The 24365-nt window shown below is 55.8% G+C and carries 23 protein-coding genes; 17 read left to right on the top strand and 6 right to left on the bottom strand.

The features are described 5' to 3' along the window. The first annotated feature begins 37 nt into the window (after positions 1–37). From hprR to EC836_RS10980, 3 genes are all read left to right on the top strand, one after another. Positions 38–718 (top strand): response regulator transcription factor HprR, encoded by a 681-nt coding sequence (hprR, locus tag EC836_RS10995; RefSeq protein WP_123332951.1) that lies wholly within the window; start codon positions 38–40, stop codon positions 716–718. Then, positions 711–2075: a heavy metal sensor histidine kinase gene (locus EC836_RS10990; protein ID WP_123332949.1), complete on the top strand. Its 1365-nt coding sequence runs from the start codon at positions 711–713 to the stop codon at positions 2073–2075. Before hprR ends, EC836_RS10990 begins: the two co-directional genes overlap by 8 nt. Positions 2076–2911: 836 nt before the next feature. Beyond that, positions 2912–3508, top strand: a complete 597-nt coding sequence (locus tag EC836_RS10980) for a hypothetical protein (RefSeq protein WP_233599234.1) — start codon at positions 2912–2914, stop codon at positions 3506–3508. Between the two features lie 705 nt (positions 3509–4213). On the opposite strand, the gene EC836_RS10975 is transcribed toward EC836_RS10980, so the two are convergent. Then, on the bottom strand, positions 4214–4513 hold the full coding sequence (locus EC836_RS10975; protein WP_123332945.1) for a putative quinol monooxygenase: 300 nt from the start codon (positions 4511–4513) through the stop codon (positions 4214–4216). A gap of 441 nt (positions 4514–4954) precedes the next feature. On the opposite strand from EC836_RS10975, the gene EC836_RS10970 reads away from it, so the two are divergent. Genes EC836_RS10970 through EC836_RS10955 form a run of 4 tightly spaced genes read left to right on the top strand, consistent with a single transcriptional unit; the run spans position 4955 to position 8819 of the window. Then, entirely contained in the window at positions 4955–6538 is a 1584-nt protein-coding gene (locus EC836_RS10970; RefSeq protein ID WP_123332943.1) for a PTS sugar transporter subunit IIA, read from the top strand. A gap of 22 nt (positions 6539–6560) precedes the next feature. After that, the gene (locus tag EC836_RS10965) at positions 6561–7580 is read left to right on the top strand and encodes a PTS fructose transporter subunit IIC (protein WP_123332941.1); all 1020 of its coding nucleotides are present in this window, start codon (positions 6561–6563) and stop codon (positions 7578–7580) included. Between the two features lies 1 nt (position 7581). Beyond that, positions 7582–8433: a helix-turn-helix transcriptional regulator gene (locus tag EC836_RS10960; RefSeq protein WP_123332939.1), complete on the top strand. Its 852-nt coding sequence runs from the start codon at positions 7582–7584 to the stop codon at positions 8431–8433. Then, entirely contained in the window at positions 8430–8819 is a 390-nt protein-coding gene (locus EC836_RS10955) for a fructose PTS transporter subunit IIB (RefSeq protein ID WP_105592705.1), read from the top strand. Before EC836_RS10960 ends, EC836_RS10955 begins: the two co-directional genes overlap by 4 nt. 169 nt (positions 8820–8988) lie before the next feature. Here the strand turns inward: EC836_RS10955 and EC836_RS10950 are convergent, their stop codons facing one another. Continuing rightward, entirely contained in the window at positions 8989–9654 is a 666-nt protein-coding gene (locus EC836_RS10950) for an HAD-IA family hydrolase (RefSeq protein WP_123332937.1), read from the bottom strand. A 331-nt stretch (positions 9655–9985) separates the two neighbouring features. Here EC836_RS10950 and ptsP point away from each other — a divergent pair, with 331 nt between their 5' ends. The 6 genes from ptsP to EC836_RS10920 all read left to right on the top strand — a co-directional run bounded on the left by ptsP (position 9986) and on the right by EC836_RS10920 (position 16894). After that, positions 9986–12496 (top strand): phosphoenolpyruvate--protein phosphotransferase, encoded by a 2511-nt coding sequence (gene ptsP / locus EC836_RS10945; protein ID WP_123332935.1) that lies wholly within the window; start codon positions 9986–9988, stop codon positions 12494–12496. A 60-nt stretch (positions 12497–12556) separates the two neighbouring features. Continuing rightward, complete coding sequence (locus tag EC836_RS10940; RefSeq protein WP_123332933.1) at positions 12557–12877, top strand: PTS fructose transporter subunit IIB; 321 nt, start codon at positions 12557–12559, stop codon at positions 12875–12877. A gap of 166 nt (positions 12878–13043) precedes the next feature. Then, on the top strand, positions 13044–14147 hold the full coding sequence (locus EC836_RS10935; protein ID WP_123332931.1) for a PTS fructose transporter subunit IIC: 1104 nt from the start codon (positions 13044–13046) through the stop codon (positions 14145–14147). A gap of 9 nt (positions 14148–14156) precedes the next feature. Continuing rightward, positions 14157–15410: a class II D-tagatose-bisphosphate aldolase non-catalytic subunit gene (locus EC836_RS10930; protein WP_123332929.1), complete on the top strand. Its 1254-nt coding sequence runs from the start codon at positions 14157–14159 to the stop codon at positions 15408–15410. Positions 15411–15493: 83 nt separating this feature from the next. Beyond that, on the top strand, positions 15494–16444 hold the full coding sequence (gene tal / locus EC836_RS10925; protein WP_123332927.1) for a transaldolase: 951 nt from the start codon (positions 15494–15496) through the stop codon (positions 16442–16444). A gap of 114 nt (positions 16445–16558) precedes the next feature. Beyond that, positions 16559–16894: a gamma-glutamylcyclotransferase family protein gene (locus tag EC836_RS10920; protein ID WP_123332925.1), complete on the top strand. Its 336-nt coding sequence runs from the start codon at positions 16559–16561 to the stop codon at positions 16892–16894. 189 nt (positions 16895–17083) lie between these two features. On the opposite strand, the gene EC836_RS10915 is transcribed toward EC836_RS10920, so the two are convergent. Further along, positions 17084–17866: an SDR family oxidoreductase gene (locus tag EC836_RS10915; RefSeq protein WP_123332923.1), complete on the bottom strand. Its 783-nt coding sequence runs from the start codon at positions 17864–17866 to the stop codon at positions 17084–17086. A 264-nt stretch (positions 17867–18130) separates the two neighbouring features. Here EC836_RS10915 and EC836_RS10905 point away from each other — a divergent pair, with 264 nt between their 5' ends. Further along, positions 18131–18691 (top strand): TetR/AcrR family transcriptional regulator, encoded by a 561-nt coding sequence (locus tag EC836_RS10905; RefSeq protein ID WP_123332920.1) that lies wholly within the window; start codon positions 18131–18133, stop codon positions 18689–18691. Between the two features lie 19 nt (positions 18692–18710). On the opposite strand, the gene EC836_RS10900 is transcribed toward EC836_RS10905, so the two are convergent. After that, a complete protein-coding gene (locus EC836_RS10900) occupies positions 18711–19289 on the bottom strand; it encodes a TetR/AcrR family transcriptional regulator (protein ID WP_123332918.1) in 579 nt (192 codons plus the stop codon). A 174-nt stretch (positions 19290–19463) separates the two neighbouring features. Here EC836_RS10900 and EC836_RS10895 point away from each other — a divergent pair, with 174 nt between their 5' ends. Genes EC836_RS10895 through EC836_RS10885 form a run of 3 tightly spaced genes read left to right on the top strand, consistent with a single transcriptional unit; the run spans position 19464 to position 22327 of the window. Then, entirely contained in the window at positions 19464–20543 is a 1080-nt protein-coding gene (locus tag EC836_RS10895; protein WP_123332916.1) for a sugar phosphate isomerase/epimerase, read from the top strand. Further along, complete coding sequence (locus tag EC836_RS10890) at positions 20536–21405, top strand: alpha/beta fold hydrolase (RefSeq protein WP_123332914.1); 870 nt, start codon at positions 20536–20538, stop codon at positions 21403–21405. Before EC836_RS10895 ends, EC836_RS10890 begins: the two co-directional genes overlap by 8 nt. Then, entirely contained in the window at positions 21392–22327 is a 936-nt protein-coding gene (locus EC836_RS10885; RefSeq protein ID WP_123332912.1) for an alpha/beta hydrolase, read from the top strand. Before EC836_RS10890 ends, EC836_RS10885 begins: the two co-directional genes overlap by 14 nt. A 70-nt stretch (positions 22328–22397) precedes the next feature. On the opposite strand, the gene EC836_RS10880 is transcribed toward EC836_RS10885, so the two are convergent. After that, positions 22398–23126 carry an amino acid ABC transporter ATP-binding protein gene (locus EC836_RS10880; RefSeq protein ID WP_123332910.1) on the bottom strand — a complete coding sequence of 243 codons (729 nt, stop codon included), beginning with the start codon at positions 23124–23126 and terminating at the stop codon, positions 22398–22400. Continuing rightward, positions 23123–24361 (bottom strand): M20/M25/M40 family metallo-hydrolase, encoded by a 1239-nt coding sequence (locus EC836_RS10875; RefSeq protein ID WP_123332908.1) that lies wholly within the window; start codon positions 24359–24361, stop codon positions 23123–23125. Before EC836_RS10875 ends, EC836_RS10880 begins: the two co-directional genes overlap by 4 nt. Between the last annotated feature and the right edge of the window lie 4 nt (positions 24362–24365).

Below are 24365 nucleotides of genomic sequence, written 5' to 3'. Positions count from 1 at the left end.
GCTGGGGCGACCCTGTCTTTCATGGCACACTGCGCCCATGAAACTGTTACTGATTGAAGATAACCAGAAGGCCAGCGCCTGGGTGCGCAAAGGGCTTGAGGAAGCGGGCTATATTGTGGATCACGCCGCAGACGGTCGCGACGGCCTGCATCTGGCGCTGGCGCACCCGTACAGCCTGGTGATTCTGGATATTATGCTGCCGGGCCTGGATGGCTGGCAGGTTCTGAAAACCCTGCGCACCGCCAGCAGCACGCCGGTGATTTGCCTCACGGCCAGGGATTCGGTGGACGATCGCGTTAAAGGCCTGGAGCTGGGCGCGAACGATTACCTGGTTAAACCCTTCTCGTTTGCTGAACTTCTGGCGCGGGTAAGAAATCAGCTTCGCCAGCATCAGCCGCACAGCAGCACGCTGCGCGTGGCGGATCTGGTGATGGACTCGGCGCGCTTTCAGGTAACGCGTGAGGGTATTCCGCTGGCGCTGACCCGCAAAGAGTTCATGCTGCTGTGGCTGCTGGCCAGCCGTCACGGCGAGATCCTGCCCCGCACGCTGCTCGCCAGTGAAATCTGGGGCGTGAATTTCGACAGTGAAACCAATATCGTGGATGTCGCAATTCGTCGCCTGCGCCGTAAAGTTGACGACCCTTTTCCGCAAAAGCTGATTACCACGGTCAGGGGCATGGGCTACTGCCTGTCTGAACAGGAGGTCGGCGGTGTATAGCCCTTCCCTCACCCTACGGCTGACGGCGATCTTCACGCTGATCGTCGCGCTGGCCAGCGGCGGTATCAGCGTGATCCTGTACAACGCGCTACGCAGCGAGCTGGTGTGGCGCGACGATCGGACGCTAATCAACCGTGCCGCGCAGCTGCGGCAGCTGCTGGAAGACGGCGCGCATCCCGAATCTCTGCCGCTCTATTTCAATCGTATGGTTGATATTCGCCAGGATATTCTCAGTATCCGTTCGCAGCATCAGCAAAACGTCAGCATTAACCATACCGGCGTGGCGCTGCCGGAGATGTCCCCCACGCCGGTCGGCACCCCGCCCGATGAGCAGCAGCTGCACCGCTGGATCGGTGCGGATAATACGGAAGCCTCGGCGCTGAGCCTGCAGGCCAGTTCTCAGGAAGGGCCGATCGTCATTACGCTGGCGCGCGTGGCGCGGGAGCGGGCGATAATGCTGGAACGCTATCGCCAGCAAAGTATCCTGGTGTCGCTGGCGGCGATATTACTGTGCGCCGCCCTCAGCCCGCTGCTTATCCGGCGCGGGCTGCGCGCGATTGGCCGGTTAAGTCAGATCGTAGCGGAAACCGGCAGCGACCGTTTAACCCATACCGTACCGCTTCAGGCGATCCCGAAAGAGCTGCTGCCGCTGGGCGAGGCACTGAATACCATGCGCCAGCGCCTGTCGACGGACTTTATTCGGCTGACGCAGTTTGCCGACGATCTGGCTCACGAGATACGTACGCCCATCAACGTGCTGTTAGGCCAGAATCAGGTGGCGCTGAGCAACCCGCGTTCCACGGCTGAATATCAGGCGCTGCTGGAAGGGAATATTGAAGAACTGGAAGCCCTGTCGCGGCTGACGGAAAATATCCTCTTTCTGGCCCGCGCCACGCACCACAATATCCGGCTCAATAAAGAAACCTTCTTACTGCATGATGCCCTGGAAACCCCGATCGATTTCCTGGAGCCGCTGGCCGAAGAGAGAGAAATGCTCATTGAACTCCACGCCGAAGGCTATCTGACCGCCGATAAGATGCTGTTCCAGCGGGCAATAACCAATCTGCTGGTCAACGCCATCCGCTATGCGCCTGGCAACGGCACGATAAAGGTCAGCGCCGTTCATCGCTGCGATGTCACCGAAATAGAGGTGGCAAACGCCGGTGAGGCGCTGGCGGAACCGGAGAAAGTCTTCGAGCGTTTCTGGCGCGGCGACAACGTGCGCCACACCGCCGGCAGCGGCCTGGGGCTGTCGCTGGTGAGCGCCATTGCCGCATTACACGGCGGCAGTGCGTACTATCGGCACGAGGGCGGTAAGAACATTTTTGGGATAAGGCTGCGGAGTGAGGAGGAATAAGGTTCGCTTTAATGAGGTACAGGTCGTTAGGGCAACTGCGCAAGATTAACGCTTTTTGTTTACAAGTGGATAAAGCATAAGTAGTGGTATAGAAAATAATACACAAAAAAAATGGGTAAGAATGAATAAATTCCAGGATGGCCCATTGAAAGCAAAATAATATTCCCACGTCTCTTTTTTCATTACCATCATTGCCAGCTTTTCTGAAACATAGAAAGAAAAAGGATAAACGACTGCGCTTATGACTAAGTAAGCGGCAACATAAGGAATATAGGGTTGGTATGAAGGAAAGATTAACCCATCATGTAAGTCTTTTAGAATAAGGTAAACTAAATAGCCACAACTTGTTAAACTCCAGAGACATTTTCTTAGATAATAATTCAGAGTCATTTCATGATCTCATTGGGTCTTTTTTACAGCAGATTGTATCTGAGTGAGACTACTGTGACAAGGTTGGTGCAAACCCACCCACATTGCACGAACACCCTCTTGAACTGGCCTGATTCTCTTCCCACTGGATCACCGAGACTGTTGTTAGTGAAGATCGTTTGGCACTAAGCTAACCTTGAATTATTGTTAAACACAGTTCTAATTATTACTTTTTTGTTCTTGGTAAATATAAGATCTTGAAATAAAATACATTCCTTTAACGGTCATTAGTTAAACAAATAATAATTTAAGCATTGCTATCACTACAAGTGCACTAATCTCTTTGATTTTCACCAAAAAAAATAAAAAATCACTTCCATAAAAAGCATATAAAAAGATAATATCCTAACCGTACCCCGAAAAAGGATTTTTCCCAATGGCCGTTCCGGTTAACTTATGGATTGAACATGAGATTTTATAGTATAATGAAACATCTCCTCCTGGCCATTTTAGTAACCTCTCCTGTTGCTATCGCTACACAAATGGAAGGTTTTGGTTCTCATTATTATCATGAGGACTCTTCAGTCACTGATGTCGAGACTCGTAAAGGTTTAGTGCCTGATGTGATAGTCGGCGGAAAGCGTTTTTCTATGGAATTCAGCCGCCTTGAAGATATTGCTAAAATCGCTAACACAATGGTCAATCAAGACGATCTGGCTTCATGGCTCTGTCTGAGTGCCAGAGGGCAGGATTACTGGTTTATCTCTGATAATGAAATGGGAAAAGGAGATCTAACATCTATCGCAATTTCAAAAGCTGAACAACCAAAAACCTGCGTAACTTATAGTGGCAATTTGAGCGTGTCGATTAAGGGAATTCCGTTACTCAACGCTTCATTAGAAAAAATCTCATCGACGTTCTCTGACAAACCCGACCGTGGCGTAATACAGTATTGCACTGACAAGAAGACTGACAGCAATTACACTCAGATGAATTGCCTTAAATACTATTTGAAAGATAAGACTGTTAGCGGAGTTATTATTAGCCAGATCACATCCAATTGAATGTCACCACCTAACACCAAAGATACGGTAAAAAACACGATTTCATGACTGGCTTACCTCTTTTGCTGTAAATAAAAACATGTCATTAAAAACAGTATTGACAGTACTTTCAAAATGCGTAGATTGGATTTCAGCAGCGGTTAAATGAAAGTTCGCTGCTAAGTTGAAAGCAGTTAGGTTTTAAGTTGAAAGCAAGTGAAGCACGGTATAATTTGCGATAAAGGTCACGAAGTTTGTTGTATGGGATCACTGGCGATAAGATAAATTTTTTTACGTCAGCGAGGTTTCAAGGCCACGTAGTGAGAATAGTTAATCGCAAATTTGTGAAGATAGCGCGACGATGTAAGGCCATGTTTTAAAAGTTAATGTTTGCGACGGGGTTGTGTAAGTCAGATTAGTTTTAGTGTCGCAATGTAAGTCAGGCCACGCATCAAAGAGTAGATGTCGCGAGGGGAGATGTACTTGTTTACAGTGCCATTTTTATTATGGCTGAATAGCTTACAAAGAAAATAGAGGGGGATTTAGTTGTTATCGACACCCAATATTATCTGTTATAAACGCGTACATTTTAACGCAGTACCATAAGTCGTATCCATATTAAGTCCACTAATGTTACATCCTAAGTCTGTAGTACAATGAAAGCCCTGGCTGCAACGGTCAGGGCTTTTATTATATCTGCGATCCGCTCTTGAATTAACTGCTGAATTAATAACTTACACCTACAGCGGAATCCATCAGAGTAAATCGTGCATCCTGCCGCTTATGCCGGTCTATCAGCGGCACCAGCCGCTGGAAATGCTCTGTGCCGCAGTGTGCGTCCAGCGCCGCGCGGTCCGGCCACTCTTCGATAAAGATAAAGTGCCCCGGATCTTTTTCATCAATATACAAATCATAAGCGATACACAACGGTTCATTTTTCGTGGCGGCAACCAACTCGCGGTACAAAGGCAGAACGGTTTCGATATGCTCGGGTTTGATAAAATCTTCGGCAATAACTTTTAACATGTTGTCCTCATAGCAAGAATGTACTGCCGTCACGTGGGCCAGTCAGGCGGTAGTGCTACCCGCCAGCATGTGCAATGACGTCTTGAGGAAACTCATTCATGTCCCTATCACAACGCCTGCTACTGATTAACTGATGAAGCATAAGCTATACCAATTGAGCATCCAACAACACTTCCCTGCACCGCAGCCCTTCATCTTCTTTAATTTTGTGACCATCCTCACAAACCACTCAGAACGCCGCGGTAAAACAATCCCCTCTACAATCAACACACTACCCAAATCCTATCACCGCCGTAAATATGATAAATGTCACAAAATAACAATCAGTCCACTATTTTCAAGTAAAGGTCACATTTTTTCTATGTCATCCCCGTAGTGAACAGGGAAAGATAGCCAACCTGTTCTGCAAATTTTGCTCTGCACACACGCTCAGGAGTCGGCATGGCGGTTTCAATCACCTGGTTATGCGAGCTTGATGAAGGGATCCATGCCCGACCCGCTGGCTATATCGCCCGGCTGTGTAACCTTTTTCAGGCCGCCATCGACTGGGAAAACACCCGCACCGGGCTGCGGGCGAATGCGAAAAGCGCCCTCTCGCTGATTGCCAGCGACACTCTGCTCAACGATGAATGCCGCATCACCCTGGACGGGGAGGATGAACAGCAAGCTGCAGCAAGGCTGCACGCGCTGCTGGCGGACCTTCCGGCGTTCAGCATGCAGCCCGAACCGGTTACCGGCCAGGGCTACCTGCCCCGCTGTCTGCGCGAGCTGAACCCGCAGGTGATTCAGGGTACCCGTATTCATCCGGGAGCCGCCATTGCCCGGCCGCGAGTGATGCAGAGCCTGACCTTCGCCGACATTATCGATCGCAATCCCGGTCATACCGACGGTATCGAAAGCGAAACGGCGCGCTTTCGCGCCGGGATCGCGTCGCTGCGCGGGGAAAAACAGCACGCGCTCAGTCAGACCCGGGGTATTGAGCACGACCTGATTGCGGCGCACCTCACGCTGATCGACGACGGTGAGTTTCAGGAGGCAACGATCGGGTATCTTAACGACGGGATGAATGCCTGGTCGGCCATCGCCCGGGTGTCGCTGGACGTTTGCCAGCAGCTTGAGCAATCGTCCAGTCGCTACCTGCAGGAGCGCACGCTGGATATGCTCGACATCGCCACGCAGCTAATTGGCGCGGCCTACGGTGAACGGGCGCTGGACAGAAGCCCGCTGCTGCTCACTGAACCGACGATTGTCTTCGCCAGCTATCTGACCCCCAGCCTTTTACTGGCGCTGGACAGAAGCCGGCTGGTGGGCCTGGTGCTGTCATCCACCGGCAAAACTTCGCACACGGCGATACTGGCCCGCTCGCTGGGCATTCCAACCCTTGCCGATGTCGACTTTGCGCCGCTGACGCTGGATGCCGGGCAGCTAATCGTCATCGACGCTGAATCCGGCATTCTTATCACCCACCCTGATGAGAACGTGCTGCGCTACTACCGCCATGAAATGGCCGTTCAGCAGGCGATGCAGCAGCGGCTGCGGATCAACGCCGCGATAAATAAAGACCAGACCGGCGTGATAGAAAAACCGCTGCTGACGGTGGAGACGATCTTATGGCGGATGGACGCCCGCGATAAAAACGAGGCAATCAAGATGATGGTGGATAATCTGTGGCTACAGCAGCGCACCAACGCGCGGGATAAACTCTGCGATGATATCTGGGCACGGGAAGTGCCGTTCCCCACCGTCGTCGGCTCGGGTTTTGCTATCCCCCACGCTCAAAGCGATTATATCCATCACTCCACCCTCAGCGTGGCAACGCTCCGGCGGCCGATTGCCTGGGGCGGTGTGCTGGTGGACACGCTGTTTATGCTGACCATTAGTAAAGACGCGGAGAATAACGCGCATATGAAACACTTCTCCACCCTGGCGCGCATGCTAATGAACGATGAATTTGTCAGCCGAATTAAACAGGCGAAAGGCCCGAAAGCGCTGTATACGCTGATATCCCGCACGCTGGCCTGCTGAGCACCCACCCGACGAGGCTGACATGATAAAAATATTAAAAAATACCAAACGTCATTTTATGACCGGCGTGTCGTATATGGTGCCTTTTGTGGTGGCCGGAGGGGTGCTGCTGGCGCTGGCGGTGATGTTCAACGAAAAGGCGGCCGTGCCCGACCACGGTTTTCTCAAGGCGATGTCGCAAATCGGCCTCGCCGGTCTGACCCTGTTTATTCCGATGCTGTCCGGGTTTATTGCCTGGTCGATGGTGGATAAGCCGGGGCTGGCTCCCGGGGCGATTGGCGGGCTGATGGCCTACCAGATGGGGGCCGGTTTTTTAGGCGGCATGCTCTCCGGGATTATTGCCGGGCTGGTGGTCTGGCTGCTGCTCAGCCTGATTGCCCGGCTGCGCATCCCCAATTTTCTGCGCATGGTACTGCCGATATTTATCATCCCACTGCTCGGCACCTTCCTCACCGGCATGGCGGTTTACTACATTATTGGCGATCCGATCGCCGGGCTGATGAAGTGGCTGAGCGCCTGGCTGGGCAATATGCAGGGCACGTCGTTTATCATTCTCGGCACCGTTCTGGGCTGCATGATCGCCGTTGATATGGGCGGCCCGATGAACAAAACCGCCTTTTTCTTTGCCGTAGCGCTGATCTCCACCAATCCGCAGCTGATGGCCGCCGTTGCCGCCGCCGACTGCACGCCGCCGCTGGGACTGGCGCTGGCGACCTTTCTGTTTAAAGACGTTTTTAATGATGTGGAGCGCGAAGCCGGGAAGCCCGCGGTAATCATGGGCTTTATGGGCATTACCGAAGGGGCGATCCCTTTCGCGGCGGCCGATCCGGTCAGGGTGATCCCGGCGATTATGTTCGGCAGCGCGGTGGCGGCCATCCTCTCGTTATGGTTTGGTGCCACCAACGCCGCGCCCTGGGGCGGGCTGATCGTCTTACCGGTGGTCGGCAACCATTTTGGCTATATCGTTTCGGTCATTGCCGGAACCGTCGCCACCGCCGTGGCGGTGAAAGTTCTGAAAACCGTTATCAAACCTCGGGCATAATATGGGCACGTTTATTCAGTCTATCCTCAGCGAATTCAGCGGCCAGGGCGCGATCAACGACAGCGTGCTGGTGGCAAACGGCAACGCGAACCCACCGGCGATGGCCTATTACCTGCACGTGCCGCGCATTGAGCTGACGGTAAAGGGCGCGCTCAGCATGCTGTTGCCCAAAGGGGCGGATCGCATCGTGAAGTATGAGCGCCCGGTCGGCACTATCACCTATATTCCCGCCAACAGCTGGAATTCGCCGCAGTGGGAAAGCCCGGTGATCTGCATGTCGATCGTGTTCTGGAAACAGGATGTGGGCTTCAGCATCAGCAACTGGGACGGCACGCAGTTTAAGGAAGTGGAGAAGTACAACCTGCAAAACTCCAGCAGTACGGTCCGCGACCGGCTGCTCGATCTGGCCGAATCGCTGGCGTGGTCGCAGGATACAACCGGCGAGACCTTTGCCCACGTGGTCTACGCGCTGATTAACGATCTGCTGTATCAAATCACCGATGGCCTGGTTAACCAGCGGCCCTTCACGCTGCTGGATGAAATTAAGAGCCATATCGACAGCCACTACCATACGGACATTAGCCGGGAAAGCGTCGCCGAGACGTTTAATATTTCCCCCGGCTATCTGTCGCGTCTGTTTTCCAGGGAGTCAGACGTGAAGTTTAATGAATATCTCAAACTGGCCCGTATTACGCGATCGAAGGCGCTGCTGATCGGTACCAATCTGAAAATCAACGAGCTTTCAGAGCAGTGCGGTTTCACCGATACCAACTATTTCAGCAAGGTATTTCGCGATATTAACGACTGCACGCCGCTGGAATACCGGCGCAAAAATAAGGGAGCAGGCTTATGACCATCCGCACAGGAAGAGAAGAGATCCAGCCGTTCTCCAGCGAACGCAATCTGCACGTGGTGGCGGTGACCGCCTGCGCCACCGGCGTGGCGCACACCTACATGGCAGCGGAACAGCTGGAGAAACTGGCCAGGCAGTATCGCTTTGCGATAAAAATCGAGACGCAGGGCGTGCTGGGGCTGAAGAATAAAATCACCAGCGAGGATATTTTCGCCTCGGAGCTGACGATTATCGCTTCCGATATCACCATCGATAATCCTCTGCGCTTTGACGGCTGCCGCATTCTGAACGTCTGCATTAACTCGCTGCTGCTCAAGCCGGGCGAGGTGATTGGCGCGATGCGCAAGTCGCTGAATCTGCCGCGAGGCAATGTGATCGACCTTTAGCCTCGCGGGCAGATAACGGCGGGCGGATCGATCTGAAGTCAGTTGCCGATTAAGGCTCGCGGAAGCCCTGCCATCCCCAGCGGCGCACCCGGATGGCCGGCGTTCACCCGCTACGCGGCGTCAACGCTCTGCCTGGGATGGCATTCGCCAGGGTTTTTCGTGATGACATTTAACGCTCCTTCTGAATAGTCAGGAAAAATTCGGCCTCGCCCTTCGGCGTCACGTTCAGGCCAGCATAGCGATCGATGGTGTGCCAGCTATCAATGTCGTGAACCACCGACTGGCGGGTGAGGACTTCAACCACCACGCACCCTGCCCCACTGGCAGAAAGCAGACCGGCGGTGGAGTCTTCGAAAGCGATACAGCGGGCGGGAGAAACATCAAGCCGAGCGGCACCGGTCAGGAACGGCTCCGGGTGGGGCTTGCCCTGCTGAATATCTTCGCTGGTCACCAGCACCGGCGGCATGGGAAAACCAGCCTGCCTGATGCGCGCCGACGCCACCTTCAGCGAGCCCGAGGTAACGATGGCCCAGGGCACCAGGTTCCGCTCCAGCTGCTGGAGAAAATCCACGGCACCGTCAACGGCAGTAATGCCGTCGGTATGGCTCGCCTCATAGTCTTCCAGCGCAAGAAATTCGTCCTGAATGGTCTGATCGCTGGCGTCCGGCATAAAGTGGCGCAGGGTACTCAGCGCCGGTTTGCCGTGCAGGTAATGGCAGACCGTTCGCGGGTCCAGCCCCTTTCCTTTCGCCCACAAACTCCAGGAGGCCTCAACGAAATCCAGCGAGTTCACCAGCGTGCCGTCTAAATCCAGTAATATCCCACGAAAATGCATCGTTCTTACCACGTGAAAATAAAAGAGTGTGTTTTAGTTTGAACGCCATTCACCCCGCCATTAAAGAGTAGAAAAGGTACTTAATTAGAAAATATGTCATCACGGCGCGATGATGAATAAAAACGTGACGATTATCACAGGCGGCTCAGCGCAGATTAATTTTATGATTGCGATCACAAAATAATATTTCTGCTTTTTTATTCGAGAAAAGGTCACTTTTTTTCTATTCAAACATGTTCATTAAAGGTCAAGGATATAAAACATGAAATGCAGGACCACATACCTGCCAGGAAAATAAACCTGCTTTTGCAAAGTATTATCGGGAGCGATGATGTCAGAAATAATAGCGTACCAGTGTGAACTGAATGAAGGCATTCACGCCCGGCCTGCAGGGCACATCGAACGACTGTGTAATACGTTTCAATCCGACGTGTGCTGGAAGAATATTCGCAGCGGCATTCAGGGTAATGGGAAAAGCGCTCTCTCGGTGGTGGCGACCGATACATTATTCAACGACGCCTGCGAAATATCGCTCAGCGGGAAAGATGCGGCTGAAGCAGCACAGCAGCTGCGGGCTCTGCTGAAAAAGCTGCCCTCTTTCGAGGTCAGCCAGGCGGAGGAGGCCACAGCGCCAGCGGGCTATCTGCCGCGATCCCTGCGGGAAACCCGGCTCGACTTTATTCAGGGTTCACGCATCAGCGGCGGCGTGGCGATTGCGAAGCCGGTGCGCATACAGAGCCTGTCTTTAAACGAAATGCTGGCGCGTAATCCCGGCGGAGAATATTCCGCAGAACAGCAACAGCGTATTTTCCTGGCGGGCCTGGCGACACTGAAGGATGAGAAGCTTACCGCACTGGAAATTAAAACCGGCGTTGAGCATGATATTTTACAGGCGCATTTATCGATCGTGACCGATGCGACCTTTCAAAGCCAGATTACCAGCGCCATTGCAAACGGCGAGAATACGTGGAATTCCGTGATTAAATCGGCGATGGAATTTTGTGACATTCTTAACCGCTCAGCGAGCAAATATATCAAAGAGAGAAGCCTTGACGTTCTCGATATTACTGGGCAGCTGATCATGGCGATTTATGGCACGGGTGCACTGCCGCAAAACAGCCTGGAATTAACCCAGCCGTCGATTATTCTGGCGAACAGCCTGACCCCGAGCCAGTTTCTCGGCATCAATAAGCAGTATCTTGCCGGCCTGGTTTTATCCGCCACCGGTAAAACCTCACACACCGCGATCCTCGCGCGTTCGCTTGGCATCCCGACCCTGACGGATATTGATTTTACGGCCCTGACGCTGGAGGCGAACACGGACATCATTATCGACGGTAACCCGGGGATTTTGATCACCGCGCCGGATGAGCAGGTCCTGCGCTATTACCGCCATGAAATCACCGTCCAGCAGCTGATGCAGCAGCAGATGATGGCGGGCGTGATGCAACCGGCAACGACCTGCGATAACCACCGCGTGGAAATCGCCGGCAATATTGCCAGCGTGGCGGAAGCCGAAGCGGCATTCAACAACGGCGCGGAAGGCATCGGCCTGTTCCGTACCGAAATGTCGTTTATGGACCGCAAAACGCCACCGGACTACCGCGAGCTGGCGGATCTTTATGGCCAGGTCATGGCGCTGGCAGATGGCAGGCCGGTTATCTTCCGCACCTTCGATATCGGCGGCGATAAGCCGGTGGACTATCTGGATACCGGCGAGGAGGAAAACCCGTTTCTCGGCTTCCGCGCTGTGCGCACCTATCCCCGCTATCGCGACCTCTTTGCCATGCAGCTGAAGGCCATTCTCAGCGCCTCGGCACTGGGCGAGGCGAAAATCATGATCCCGATGATCGCCAACGTTGATGAGGTTATCTGGTGTCGCGAGGTGCTCGAAGAGGTCAAAAGCACGATGCGCGATGAAGGCCTGCCGTTCAACGACGCCATCTCGCTGGGCGTGATGCTGGAGATCCCCTCGGTTCTCTTCGCCATCGGCGAAATTGCCGACTACGCCGATTTCTTCAGCGTCGGCAGCAACGACCTGACGCAGTACTTTTTTGCCGCCGACCGTGGCAATTCGCAGGTTGAATCGGTGTACGACAATTATGCACCGTCCTTCCTGCGCGCCCTGAAGCTGGCCGTCGAGGAGGTGCACCGCGCGGGCAAGTGGATCGGCCTCTGCGGCGAGCTGGGTGCCAGCAGCGATTTCCTGCCGCTGCTGGTCGGAATGGGCTTTGACGAACTGAGCATGAGCGGCACCGCGATCCCGGGGGTTAAGCACACGCTGCGCGAGCTGGATTTCACCAAATGTCAGCGGCTGGTGCAGGAGATCGTCAGCGTAAAACGTTCCGCCGGGGTGAAAAGCGCCCTGCGCTCGCCGGAGGTCAGGGCAATAAGCAAAATGCCGATCCTCACGCCGGAATTTATCCTTTACGCTCTGGATGCCGGTGATAAGAACGAAGCGATCAAGATGATGACCGACAATCTCTGGCTGCATCACCGTACCGATAATCGCGATCGGTTAACCGATGATATCTGGGCGCGGGAAGACTCCTTTTCCACCGCCGTGGGCTATGGCTTTGCCATTCCTCACACCAAATCGGACCATATTCAGCACTCCACTATCAGTATGGCCACCCTTGCGAAGCCCATTATGTGGGGCGATCAGCAGGTTGAAACCGTATTTATGCTGACGGTGAGCAAATCTGCTGACCCCAACGAACATATGAAATATTTCTCAACGCTTGCCAGAAAGCTAATGAAAGAGGATTTCCGCAATGAAATAAAACAGGCCGAAAACGTGACCGTACTCTACAACCTGATGGCCAGCACGCTGGCTATATAAAAACAGAATAACCGTCAGTCCTATTTTAAAAATCAGCCAAAAAAAAATCAGGAGTTCATTATGAAAATTGTCGGCGTTGCAGCATGCATTACCGGAGTTGCCCATACCTATATGGCGCAGGAAGCGATTGAGCAGGAGTGTAAAAAAAGAGGTTATGACGTCAAGGTGGAAACCCAAGGCGGCATGGGCATTGAAAATGAATTAAGTGACGATGAAATTGCCGAAGCCGATGTGGTGATTCTGGCGATTGCTATCGGTATTGAGGGCGTTGAGCGCTTTGAAGAAAAAGAAGATGAGGGTCGGGTTATTTCCCTCAACCCAGCCGAAGTGGTGCGCGATCCGGCAGCGATTATTGATAAAGCGGTAAGCCTGGTGAATTAAACACAACACCGGTGCGTTTATTTCGACGGCCGTCACCGGAAAATTCAAACCGTTAATTACATATCTGCGAATCCTGCATTTCTAAAAGCGCGCTCGGGCGCACGGGGATCGCTGCGTTCAAAAATCGCAGCAGCCAATAAAAATAGCGGGTTCGGGAGGATAAAAAATGTCGGAAAATATCAAAATCATTAAAGATGATTTAGTCAAAGCGTTCAGCACCGGGGTGTCCTATATGATGCCGGTGGTGGTGGTCGGCGGGATCTGCCTGGCGCTATCGCTGGTGGGCGGCGAGCCGGTCGTCGGTAAAGGGATGGTGGTCACTAACCCGTTTTTGCTGAATTTAGGCGCTATCGGCAGTGCCGGGCTGGGTATGATGATCCCGGTGCTGGCGGCCTATATCTCTTACTCCATTGCCGGTAAACCGGGGCTGACGCCGGGCTTTATCACCGGCTTTATGGCCAGCACGCCGCTGGGCGCAGACCACGTGGTCACCGGTTTCCTGGGGGCCATGCTGCTCGGCATCCTCAGCGGCTACGTCGCCAAATGGATCAAAACCTGGAAGGTTGGCAAGGCGTTAATGCCGGTGATGCCAATCATGATCATCCCCATCGTCTCCACCTGTATTGTCGGCATGCTCTATCTCTACGTGCTGATTGGGCCAATCGGCTTTGCGATGAAGTGGCTGGTTTCCATGCTGTCGAATATGCAGGGAAGCAGCGGCGTTATTCTCGGCCTGATTCTGGGTGCGATGGCGGCCTTTGATATGGGTGGCCCGGTTAATAAAACCGCCACGGCCTTTACCCTCGCCTTAATGGCCGAAGGTATTTATGGCCCAAACGGCGCATATCGTATTGCCTGCGCTATTCCACCGCTGGGCATTGCCCTCTCAACCTTTATTTCCCAGCGTAAATGGGCGGAAGACGAAAGAAGAATGGGCACCTCTGCCGCCTTTATGGGATTAATCGGCATTACCGAGGGCGCCATTCCGTTTGCGGTTAAAAACCTCAAGACTGTACTGCCGTCAATTATTATCGGCAGCGCCGTCGGTGCCGGTCTGGCCATGATTCACGGCGTTGAATCCATGGTTCCCCACGGCGGATTAATTGCTATTGCCGGGGTGAACAAAGCCCCGATGTGGTACGTCATTGATATGGCTATCGGCGTGATTGTGACCGCCATCTGCCTGCATATTCTACGACCGAATATTACCGAGCCGGTAAAAAAATCGTCGACTAAAAAACCCATCACTTCTGATATGAATAAAGCCTGAGGAGTTATTATGAAAAACACAATGAAACAGTACGTCGATTATATCGTTAACGGTGGCAAATCTACCATGCTGGGAATTGGCCCCATGTCTCCGGCATTAATTCAGGCCTGTTTTGAGCTGGGCAAAGAAAAAGATCTGCCGCTGATGTTTATTGCCAGCCGTAACCAGGTCGATGCCGATGAATTCGGTGCCGGTTACGTGAACAACTGGGATCAGTTCCGCTTTGCCGCTGACCTGAAAGCGATGGCGGATAAAGTCGGTTTTGACGGCGATTACTTCCTCTGCCGCGACCACGGCGGCCCGTGGCAGCGCGATAAAGAACGTAAAGACCATATCCCGGAAGACGAAGCGATGAAGCTGGCCCGCCGCTCCTACCAGATTGATATGGATGCCGGTTTCGACCTGCTGCATATCGACCCGACCAAAGACCCGTACGTCGTTGGTAAAGCGATTGATATTGAACTGGTTCTGAGCCGCACCGTTGAGCTGATCCGCTTCTGCGAAGATTACCGCAGGGCCAACAGCCTGAAAGAGTTCTTCTACGAAGTCGGCACCGAAGAGACCAACGGTGGCCTGACCGACGTCAGCGCCTACGAAGAGTTTATTATCGAGCTGAACAAGCGCCTGGCGGCCGAATCGCTGCCGCAGCCGCTGTTTATCGTCGGCCAGACCGGTACCCTGACCCGTCTGACCAAGAACGTCGGTCATTTCAACGATAAGCAGTCCGCTGAACTGTCCGCCATCAGCACCCGTCACGGCGTAGGCCTGAAAGAACACAACGGCGACTACCTGCCGGATGAGATCCTGCTGAAGCACCCGGGCCTGGGGATCACCGCGATGAACGTCGCCCCGGCCTACGGCACCATTGAAACCCGCGCCTATCTGAAGCTGGCACAGGTGGAAAAAGATCTGGCGGCGAAGGGCTTTATCAAAACCGCGTCCGACCTGAAAACCGTGCTGACCCGCGAGTGCGTGCTGAGCCACAAGTGGGAAAAATGGATGACCGATGAGCACAAAAATAAGTCCGAAGAGCAAATCTTCAGTGAGCCGGAACTGCTGAAGGAGATCCTCGAACTCAGCGGCCACTACAACTACGAAAAGCCAGCGGTAGTGAAAGAGATGAAGGCGATGTTTGCCAATCTGAAATCGTTTGGCGTGGAGCCTGAGCGTTACGTGGTCAATAAAATCAAGGATATGATCCAGAATGAAGCCGAGTGCTTCAATATGCCAGGCCTGACCACCCGCGTCGCGCAGGCTAACTGATCGCCCTGCCAGCCCCACCACAGGGAGCGGCTCCGTGCCGTTCCCCGTGCATTCAATTCTACTTCTCATTACAGGTCACGATTATGAATCAGCTTGAACAACTAAAGCAGCACACCACGATTGTTGCCGACAGCGGGGATATTGACAGCATCATCGCGTATCAGCCGGAAGACGCCACCACCAACCCGTCGCTTATCTACAAGGCCGCACAGCTTCCGCAGTATCAGGCGCTGATTACGGAAGCCGTCGCGGCGGTGAAGTCCCGCCAGGCGGGAAAACCGGTGCAGGCGGCAGATGTTGCCGACGCTCTGGCCGTCAGCATCGGCGCGCTGATCCTGAAAAGCGTGCCGGGGCGTATTTCCACCGAGGTGGATGCCCGCCTCTCCTTCGATACCGCAGCCAGCATTGCCAAAGCGCGTGAAATCATTGCCCTATATGAAGCAAAAGGCATTGGCAAAGAACGGGTGTTGATTAAGCTTGCCGCCACCTGGCAGGGGATACGTGCCGCCGAAACGCTGGAAAAAGAAGGCATCCAGTGCAACCTGACGCTGCTGTTCTCCTTTGCCCAGGCGAGAGCCTGCGCCGATGCCGGCGTGTTCCTGATTTCGCCGTTTGTCGGCCGCATTTACGACTGGTACAGGAAAAACAATCCCGGCACCGCCTGGACCGTCGACAACGATCCGGGGGTGGAGTCGGTGCAAACTATTTATCGCTTCTATAAACAGCACGGCTACCGCACGGTGGTGATGGGGGCCAGCTTCCGTACGCCGGAACAGGTGCTGGCGCTGAACGGCTGCGATCGGCTGACCGTGTCTCCGGCGCTGCTGGCACAGCTACAGCAAAGCCAGGAGCCGGTGCCCGCGCCGCTAAGCTATGCGGGCGAAGTGCTGGCTAGGCCTGCCGCCATGACCGAAGCGGAATTCTACTGGGCGCATAATCAGGACGCGATGGCGGTGGAAAAACTGGCCGAAGGGATTCGACTATTTGCCGTCGACCAGAACAGTCTGGAGACGTTGCTGGAGCAGTATCTGTAGGAGGGCGGCATTGAGTGCCTGCATGACGAAGGGTTTGCCAGCCGCCGGATTAGACCGTATGTTGAATGCTGTTCCTTACCCGGCGGGTAATCCCTTTTTCACTGTTGAGGCAAGATGGAATCGTTGTTTGTCTACGGCACGCTGCGCCCGGGCCATTCGAATGCGCATATCATGGAAAGCATCGGCGGCGAGTGGCTGGCTGGCCACGTCACCGGCACCTTTTACGAGCGGGGCTGGGGCGCGGCGGCGGATTTCCCCGGCATTGTGCTGCACAGCGATGGCGCGCAGGTGAACGGCTACCTGTTTTTATCCAACAATCTGCAGGCGCACTGGCCGATGCTGGATGAATTCGAAGACGGCTATGACCGGGTGACGGTTGACGTCACCACGGTTGATGGCCTGCAGGTGAGTGCCTGGATTTATCAGCTACAGCCGCAGAGTGGACTGTAACTGAATATAGCCTGAATGAATCCGTCATACTGGCGCAAAGAAAACGTACTTTGCGCCAGCATTTGCCTTTGAGCTATTCTTCAACCACGACATTTTTTAATGTTATCAACGCATCCTCTTTCACCACCACGCCCTCAAGAAGAAGCTGTTCGATCACATCTGAAATTGACCTGCGTAAGGCCGCGCTGGTCAGGCAGATTGATACCTGTCCGCCACCTTCGCCTGATTAATATCTGCAATCAGCCCCTGCCGCGCCGCCTCCAGGCTGCCCCAGCTTGATGCACTCTGCACCGGCGGGATCGTCACCGTTTCGCGGCGGTCAAAGCCTACCAGCGCGGCGTCAACCAGATCGCCCGCTTCCATCATCTGCGGCAGGGTCTTGATATCAATCCCCGCCCGATCCCAGATTTCGGTGTAGGTGCCAGCAGGCAGCACCGCCTGCACATAAACGCCCTTGCCCGCCAGTTCCACGTTTAGCCCCTGGGACAGGAACAGCACATAGGCTTTGGTTGCGCCATAAACCGACATGCCGAATTCCGGTGCCAGCCCCACGACCGAGCTGATATTGACGATAGTGCCCTCCCCGGCCTGCACGAAACGTGGCGTGACCGCGTTAGCCAGCCGCGTCAGCGCGGTAACATTCAGCGCAATAAGGCGCTCAATCGATTCGGCCGTCTGCCCGGTAAATCCACCCGACTGGGCGATACCGGCGTTGTTGATCAGAATGCCAATTTTTGCATCGTCACGCAGGCGCGTTTCTACCGTGGCGACATCTTCCGACTGCGTGAGATCCGCGGGCAGAATATCTACGGCAACGCCGTATTCCTGATGCAAACGTTCGGCCAGTGCGGCCAGTTTCGCTTTATCGCGCGCGACCAGCACCAGGTCGTTTCCGCGTTGGGCGAAGCGCTGCGCATAGACTGCGCCAATACCGGTTGAAGCACCTGTAATCAGAACGGAAGGTTTGGACATCTGCGTATTTCCTGTGTGGATGATTGAATGAGTCGTGCTGCCCATATTGCTCTCTGCCCGCCGCGCCCGGCTGTCACGGAAGATCCCGCTGACGGTGGCGATGCGATGCGATGCGATGCGATGCGATGCGATGCGATGCGATGCGATGCGATGCGATGCGGATTTAATGATGACGATCATAATCTAAATCGTCAACATTTTTTGATTACGGTTATCATCAATGTATAATTACGGCAGAATTTTCTTTCAGAGGAGCCTGAAGCAATGAAAGTGTCGAAAGAGCAGGTGCGCGAAAATCGCAAGCGAATTGTCGAAACGGCCTCGGCGCTGTTTCGTGAGCGCGGCTTCGACGGCGTGGGCGTGGCGGAACTGATGTCTGCTGCGGGGTTCACTCACGGCGGCTTCTATAAGCACTTTGCTTCTAAGGCGGATCTGATGGCGGAAGCGGTGAGCTGCGGCTTTGTGCAGGCGGCCGACATCTCCGCAGGATTAAGCCGCGACGCCTTTAATAAACGTTACCTGTCCCGCCAGCATCGCGATGCAATGGGTTCAGGCTGCGTGATGTCGGCGCTGAGTACCGACGCGGCACGTCAGCCTGAGTCGGTTAAGGCATTATTTGCCGACGGCATTGAAAAACATCTGGCCAGGCTGGCAGACGAAAGCGGTGTAGAAGGCACGACGCGAGCCGATCTGATGGCGACCCTTGCGCAGCTGGTTGGCGCAGTGGTGCTCTCCCGCGCCTGCCCTGATGATTCTGCGCTGGCCGACGAAATTCTGGACGTTTGTCGGGCGCGGATTCTAAACAAAGAGAATGGCGAAGGTTAAATTATCCGCTGCTTATAAATCAGAGCGCCGCCAGTGAAACATTCACCACGTTCTCCAAAACGCCCACCGGCACGCCGTCCCGGGCCTGCACCGATAGGCCGTGCAGCACTAATGCATAATAGTTACCCAACAGATCCGGGTCGGCATCGCGCCGCAGCTGGCCGGCTTCCGCCGCCTGGCGGAAACGGTCAATGATAGATTCCGTGCGCAGGCGGCGCTGTTCCGACATCCACTGCTGCAACGGCTGGTTTTCATCGCTGAGCGCGCTGGCCGAGGAAACCACCATACAGCCCGCTGGCGCAAGGGGCCGGGTATAGAGCGCGACGGCATCCGTTAGCATGCGTTTGATTGCGCGGGTAATTTCCCCCTCTTCCAGTGCGCGCGCGGCAAAGCCGCCTTCGTGTTCCGCATAGTGCGCCACCGCCTCGCGGAACAGTTGCTCCTTTGAACCAAATGCTTTGTAGATCCGGGCGGAGGCAATCCCCAGCGCCGCCACCAGATCGGACATCGAAGTGCCCTCAAAGCCGTGACGCCAGAATAAATCCCGCGCCTGAATCAGTGCGGCTTCACGATCGAATTCTCTGGGTCTTCCGGCCATAGCGGTTCTCTTTTCTGGAATGATGCGTTCACGGTCTGGCAAAAAGAATATCACATTAAATCAGCCACCTTCTGCCCTGATGACTGAGCACTACGTGCTGCGTTAGCAAAAACGCCTTGTTGCTGAACCGTCACACCTCTATTGTTTGTCAATCGACAAACAATAGAGGTTCATATGCAAACAATCAAGGGTCCCAGCCTGCACCTGGCACAGTTCAGTGATGATGTTTTTCCGTTTAACAGTCTTGAGGCCATTGCCAGATGGGCAGCGGAGAACGGGTTTCGCGCCCTGCAGATCCCGGCCTGGGATAAGCGGCTGTTTGACGTCAATCTGGCGGCGGAGAGCCAGCAGTACTGCGACGAGATCACCGGTATGCTGGCGCAGCACGGGCTGGTTATCAGCGAGCTGACCACGCATATTTTCGGCCAGCTGATGGCGGTACACCCGGCCTACGATGCGCTGTGCGACAGCTTTGCGCCGCCGCATCTGCACGGCAATCCTGAAGCCCGCACGGCATGGGCAAAACAGCAGTTGATGGCAGCGGTCAGCGCTTCTTCCCGCCTGGGGCTAACCGAGATGGGCACCTTTTCCGGCTCGCTGGCCTGGCCCTACGTGTTCCCCTTCCCCCAGCGCCCGGCCGGGCTGGTGGAAACCGCCTTTGACGAGCTGGCCAGCCGCTGGCTGCCGATCCTTGATGCCTGCGACGAACGGGGCATCAATCTCTGCTATGAAATCCATCCGGGCGAGGATCTGCACGATGGTATTTCGTTTGAGATGTTCCTGCAGCGCACCGGCCATCATCCGCGCTGTAAAATCCTGTTCGATCCCAGCCATTTCGTCCTGCAGCAGCTAAATTACCTCGATTTTCTGGATATCTATCGCGACCACATCGGCATGTTCCACGTTAAAGACGCCGAGTTTAATCCGACCGGACGCCAGGGCATGTACGGCGGCTATCAGTCGTGGGCCGATCGCGCCGGGCGTTTTCGCTCAACGGGGGACGGTCAAGTCGACTTCAGGGCGATATTCTCCCGCCTGACTCAGAACGGCTATACCGGATGGGCGGCGCTGGAATGGGAGTGCTGCCTGAAGAATAAGGACGTTGGCGCGCGCGAGGGGGCGGCGTTTATCCGCGACCATATTATTCCGGTCACCGATGAAGTTTTCGATGATTTCGCGGCGGCCCCGGTCAGCCAGAGTCAGATAGACCGCCTGTTAGGCATCACCACCACGGAGGCTGAACACCATGGTTAACACCACTCTTCAACACCGCTATCTGCGCGTTAGCGGACGCCGTCTGCACTGCGTGACTCAGGGCCACGGCCCGGCGGTCCTGCTGATCCCCGGCTGGCCGCAGACGTGGTACACGTGGCGGCACGTGATGGACCATCTGGCCCGTGCGGGCTATACCGCCGTGGCGGTCGACCCGCCCGGCACCGGCGAGTCGGATGCGCCAACCGGCGGCTTTGACACCGGGAATATCGCCGCGCAGCTGGCTGACGCGATGTTGCAACTCGGCCACGAACGCTATCCGGTTATCGGCCATGATATTGGTATGTGGGTGGGCTATGCGATGGGCGCGGACTTCCCGCAGCGCGTGCATTCACTGCTGCTGACCGAAGCGGTGATCCCCGGGCTGGCCCCCGCGCCGGAGATTTTTGTCAGCCCGCAGGAGAATATCTTCCTCTGGCACTTCATGTTCAACCAGCTGAGCGGTCTGCCGGAGGCGCTGATCGCGGGGCGCGAACGGCTGTATCTCAGCTATATGTTCGATAAATGGTCATGGCGGCGGGAACGCGTGGCGGCGGAAGTCTATATCGACGCCTACAGCGTGCCGGGGAAACTGGAGGCCGGGTTTAACTACTATCGCGCCATCCCGGAGACCATCCGCCAGAATCAGCAGCGGGCCGCCACGCCGCTGAGTATGCCGGTGCTAGCTATCGGTGCGGAGCACGCCACGCGGGATGCCCCGGCGGAGACGATGAAAAAAGTCGCCCCCGATTTACGCAGCGCGATGGTCAGCAACTGCGGGCATTTTATTACCGAAGAGTGCCCGGATGAATTCTGCGCGCTGATCGCGGCGTTTTTACAGGAGAAAGGCTATGCCGCTCGATAGCGCAACCCAACGCTGGCTGGCCGCCGCGCCCGCTTTCAGCGCCGCCGTGCCGCTGGCGGTAATGCGATCGGCCACCGACGCAGGATTGATTGCCGGTCAGCAGCCCGTTGCCGGAGCAACTCGCCGCTGGGAGGCGTTAAGCATTGCGGCGCAGGATGGCTGGCCGATCGCGGTAAGAACGTATTATCCGGCAGGGTCAGAAGACGGCCTGATGTACCCGGCGGTGGTGTATGCCCACGGCGGCGGCTGGTGCCTGGGCGGTCTGGATGCCTGGGATACTCCGTGCCAGCAGCTGGCCGACGCCACCGGCAGCGTGGTGTTCTCCGTCGCCTATCGCCTGGCCCCGGAGCACCCGTTCCCGGTGCCGTTAAGCGATTTTTATCACGCGCTTTGTGCCATTGTCGAACGGGCGGATTCGCTGGGCATCGACCCGCAGCGCATCGCGGTTGGCGGCGACAGCGCGGGCGGCAACCTGGCCGCGGCGGCCTGCCTGCTGGCGCGAGATCGCCAAGGGCCGTTGATTGCCCGCCAGCTGCTGCTGTACCCGGCGCTGGATACGGCGATGCGGTCGGCTTCCTGGCAGCAGTTCGGCGAAGGCTTTGGCCTGACGCGGTCGATGATGGAATACTGCTGGGAGTGCTATCTGCCCGGCGCCCGCGAGCAGCAGAATCCGCTGGCCAGTCCGTCTGCGGCAGCGTCGCTGCACGGCCTACCGGATACGCTGCTGCTGAGCTGTGAATGCGATCCGCTGCGGGATGAGGCGGAAGAGTACGCCCGCAGGCTGGCGCGGGACGGGGGAAAAGTACGGCTCGAACGGCTGGCGGGGACGGTCCATGGCGCAATGCATATGACCGCCGTGACGCCCGCCGCGCGGAGGGTATTTGAACTGTGTTCGCGGCTGTGGGATGAGCCTGATGTTTAGCGCCGCCCGATTATTCCGTTGAGCGCGTTCCCGCGCCTGGCTCAGTGGACAGGCGCGGTTTTCAATGCGGTTAATGGTGGATAATCTGCTCCAGGAAATCTTTCGCCCGCCCGGAAGCCGGGGCGGTAAAGAAGGTGTCGGTCGGCGAATCTTCGATAATTTCTCCGGCATCCATAAAGATCATCCGGTCGGCGATTTTCCGCGCGAAGCCCAGCTCGTGGGTCACGCAGCACATGGTCATGCCCTGCTCCGCCAGTTCCGCCATCACCGCCAGCACTTCGGCGACCATTTCCGGATCCAGCGCCGAGGTCGGTTCATCAAACAGCATCACCTTCGGCTCCATCGCCAGCGCGCGGGCTATCGCCACGCGCTGCTGCTGGCCGCCGGAAAGCTGTGCCGGGTATTTGTGGCCGTGCGGTTTCATGCCGACGCGCTCCAGCAGCTCGTGGGCTTTTTTCTGCGCCTGCTCGCGGCTGTGTTTAAGGATGCGCATCTGCGGCACGATTAAATTGTCCATCACCGTCATATGCGGGAACAGTTCGAACGACTGGAATACCATGCCCACCTGCTGGCGCAGCGCGGGCAGGCTGGTTTTTTTATCGCTCAGCATCATGCCATCGATATTGATTTCCCCTTTCTGGAACGGCTCCAGCGCATTCATGCATTTAATTAGCGTGGATTTCCCCGAGCCGGAAGGGCCACAGATCACCACCACTTCGCCTTTCTGGATATCGAGGGTGCAGTTTTTTAATACCGGCAGTTCGCCGTAGTATTTAGTCAGATTTTTAATGGCAATCATGCGGTTTTCTCCTGCAAGAGGGTGACCAGGCTGTTGGCGACCACCAGGGTGGCGCGGCGTAGGTCATCAAGGTGAATGCGTTCGTCGGCGCGATGGCCGTTCGCTTCCAGAAAGCTGCGCGGCCCGGCGCCGTACATGATGGTCGGGATACCGGCGTCACTGTACAGCCGCGCGTCGGTGTACAGCGGCAGGCCGACCAGCGGGATCGGCTCATGGAATACGGCTTCGGCGTGCTGGCTGAAGATCGCCGCCAGCGCCAGGCTCTGCGGCGAAGGGGTAAACGGACGGGCCAGCAGGATACGGCGCGCGTTAAAGGTCACGCCGGGCACCTGCTGCTCAACGTCGGCGACCAGCGCCAGCAGCTCCTGCTCAACGGCCTCCGGGTTTTCTTCCGGGATAATGCGGCGATCCAGGCGCAGCACGAACTTGTCCGAAACAACGTTGGTGTTAATGCCGCCGTTCACCAGGCCAATCACCATCGTCGGTGAATCGATGCCGTCGATCGCCGAATGGCTATTCGCCAGGGCATCGCGGTAGCGGTAAAGGACGGTCATTAACCGGTTCCCGGCTTCAATGGCATCGCAGCCGGTGGTGGGAAACGCGGCGTGGGCCGACTGCCCTTTAAGCTCGATTTCCAGGTGCAGGCAGCCGTTGTGCGCGGTGACCACAAAGTAGCTCAGCGCGGCGCAGACCACGTAGTCGGGTTTGCTGTGGCCGTTGGCCAGCAGCCAGCCGGGGCCGGTCGACCCGCCCGTCTCTTCATCGTAGGTGATATGCAGTTCAACGGTGCCCTGCAGATCTGCACCGCTGTGGATCAGCGCCAGCAGCGCGGAAGTGTAGGTGGTGATATCGGATTTCGATACCGCCGCCCCGCGCCCGTACAGCCAGCCGTCTTCAATTTCCGCCCCGTAGGGATCTTTACTCCATCCGCCGCCCGGCGGCACCACGTCACCGTGGGCGTTTAGCGCCACGGTCGGGCCCGGGCCGAAGCGGTGGCGCACAATCAGGTTAGTGGCGCTGCGCATCCCGCCTGCGGCAACAACATCATCGGGCACGGTAAGAATGTCCACTTCCAGCCCGAGTTCATGCAGGCATTGGGCGGTCATTAACGCGTGCGGCGTGCAGTCGCCCGGCGGATTGTCGGAAGGCATCTGCACCAGTTTTTTCAGCATGGCAACCTGGCGATCGAAATGGCTGTCAATCCAGCCGGCGAGGGTGTGTTGTGTGTTGCTCACGAAA

The organism is Erwinia sp. JUb26, assembly GCF_003751505.1.
Lineage (GTDB): Bacteria > Pseudomonadota > Gammaproteobacteria > Enterobacterales > Enterobacteriaceae > Erwinia.
Note: the sequence above shows the minus strand (reverse complement) of the source record. Positions and strands in the feature narration are given on the sequence as shown.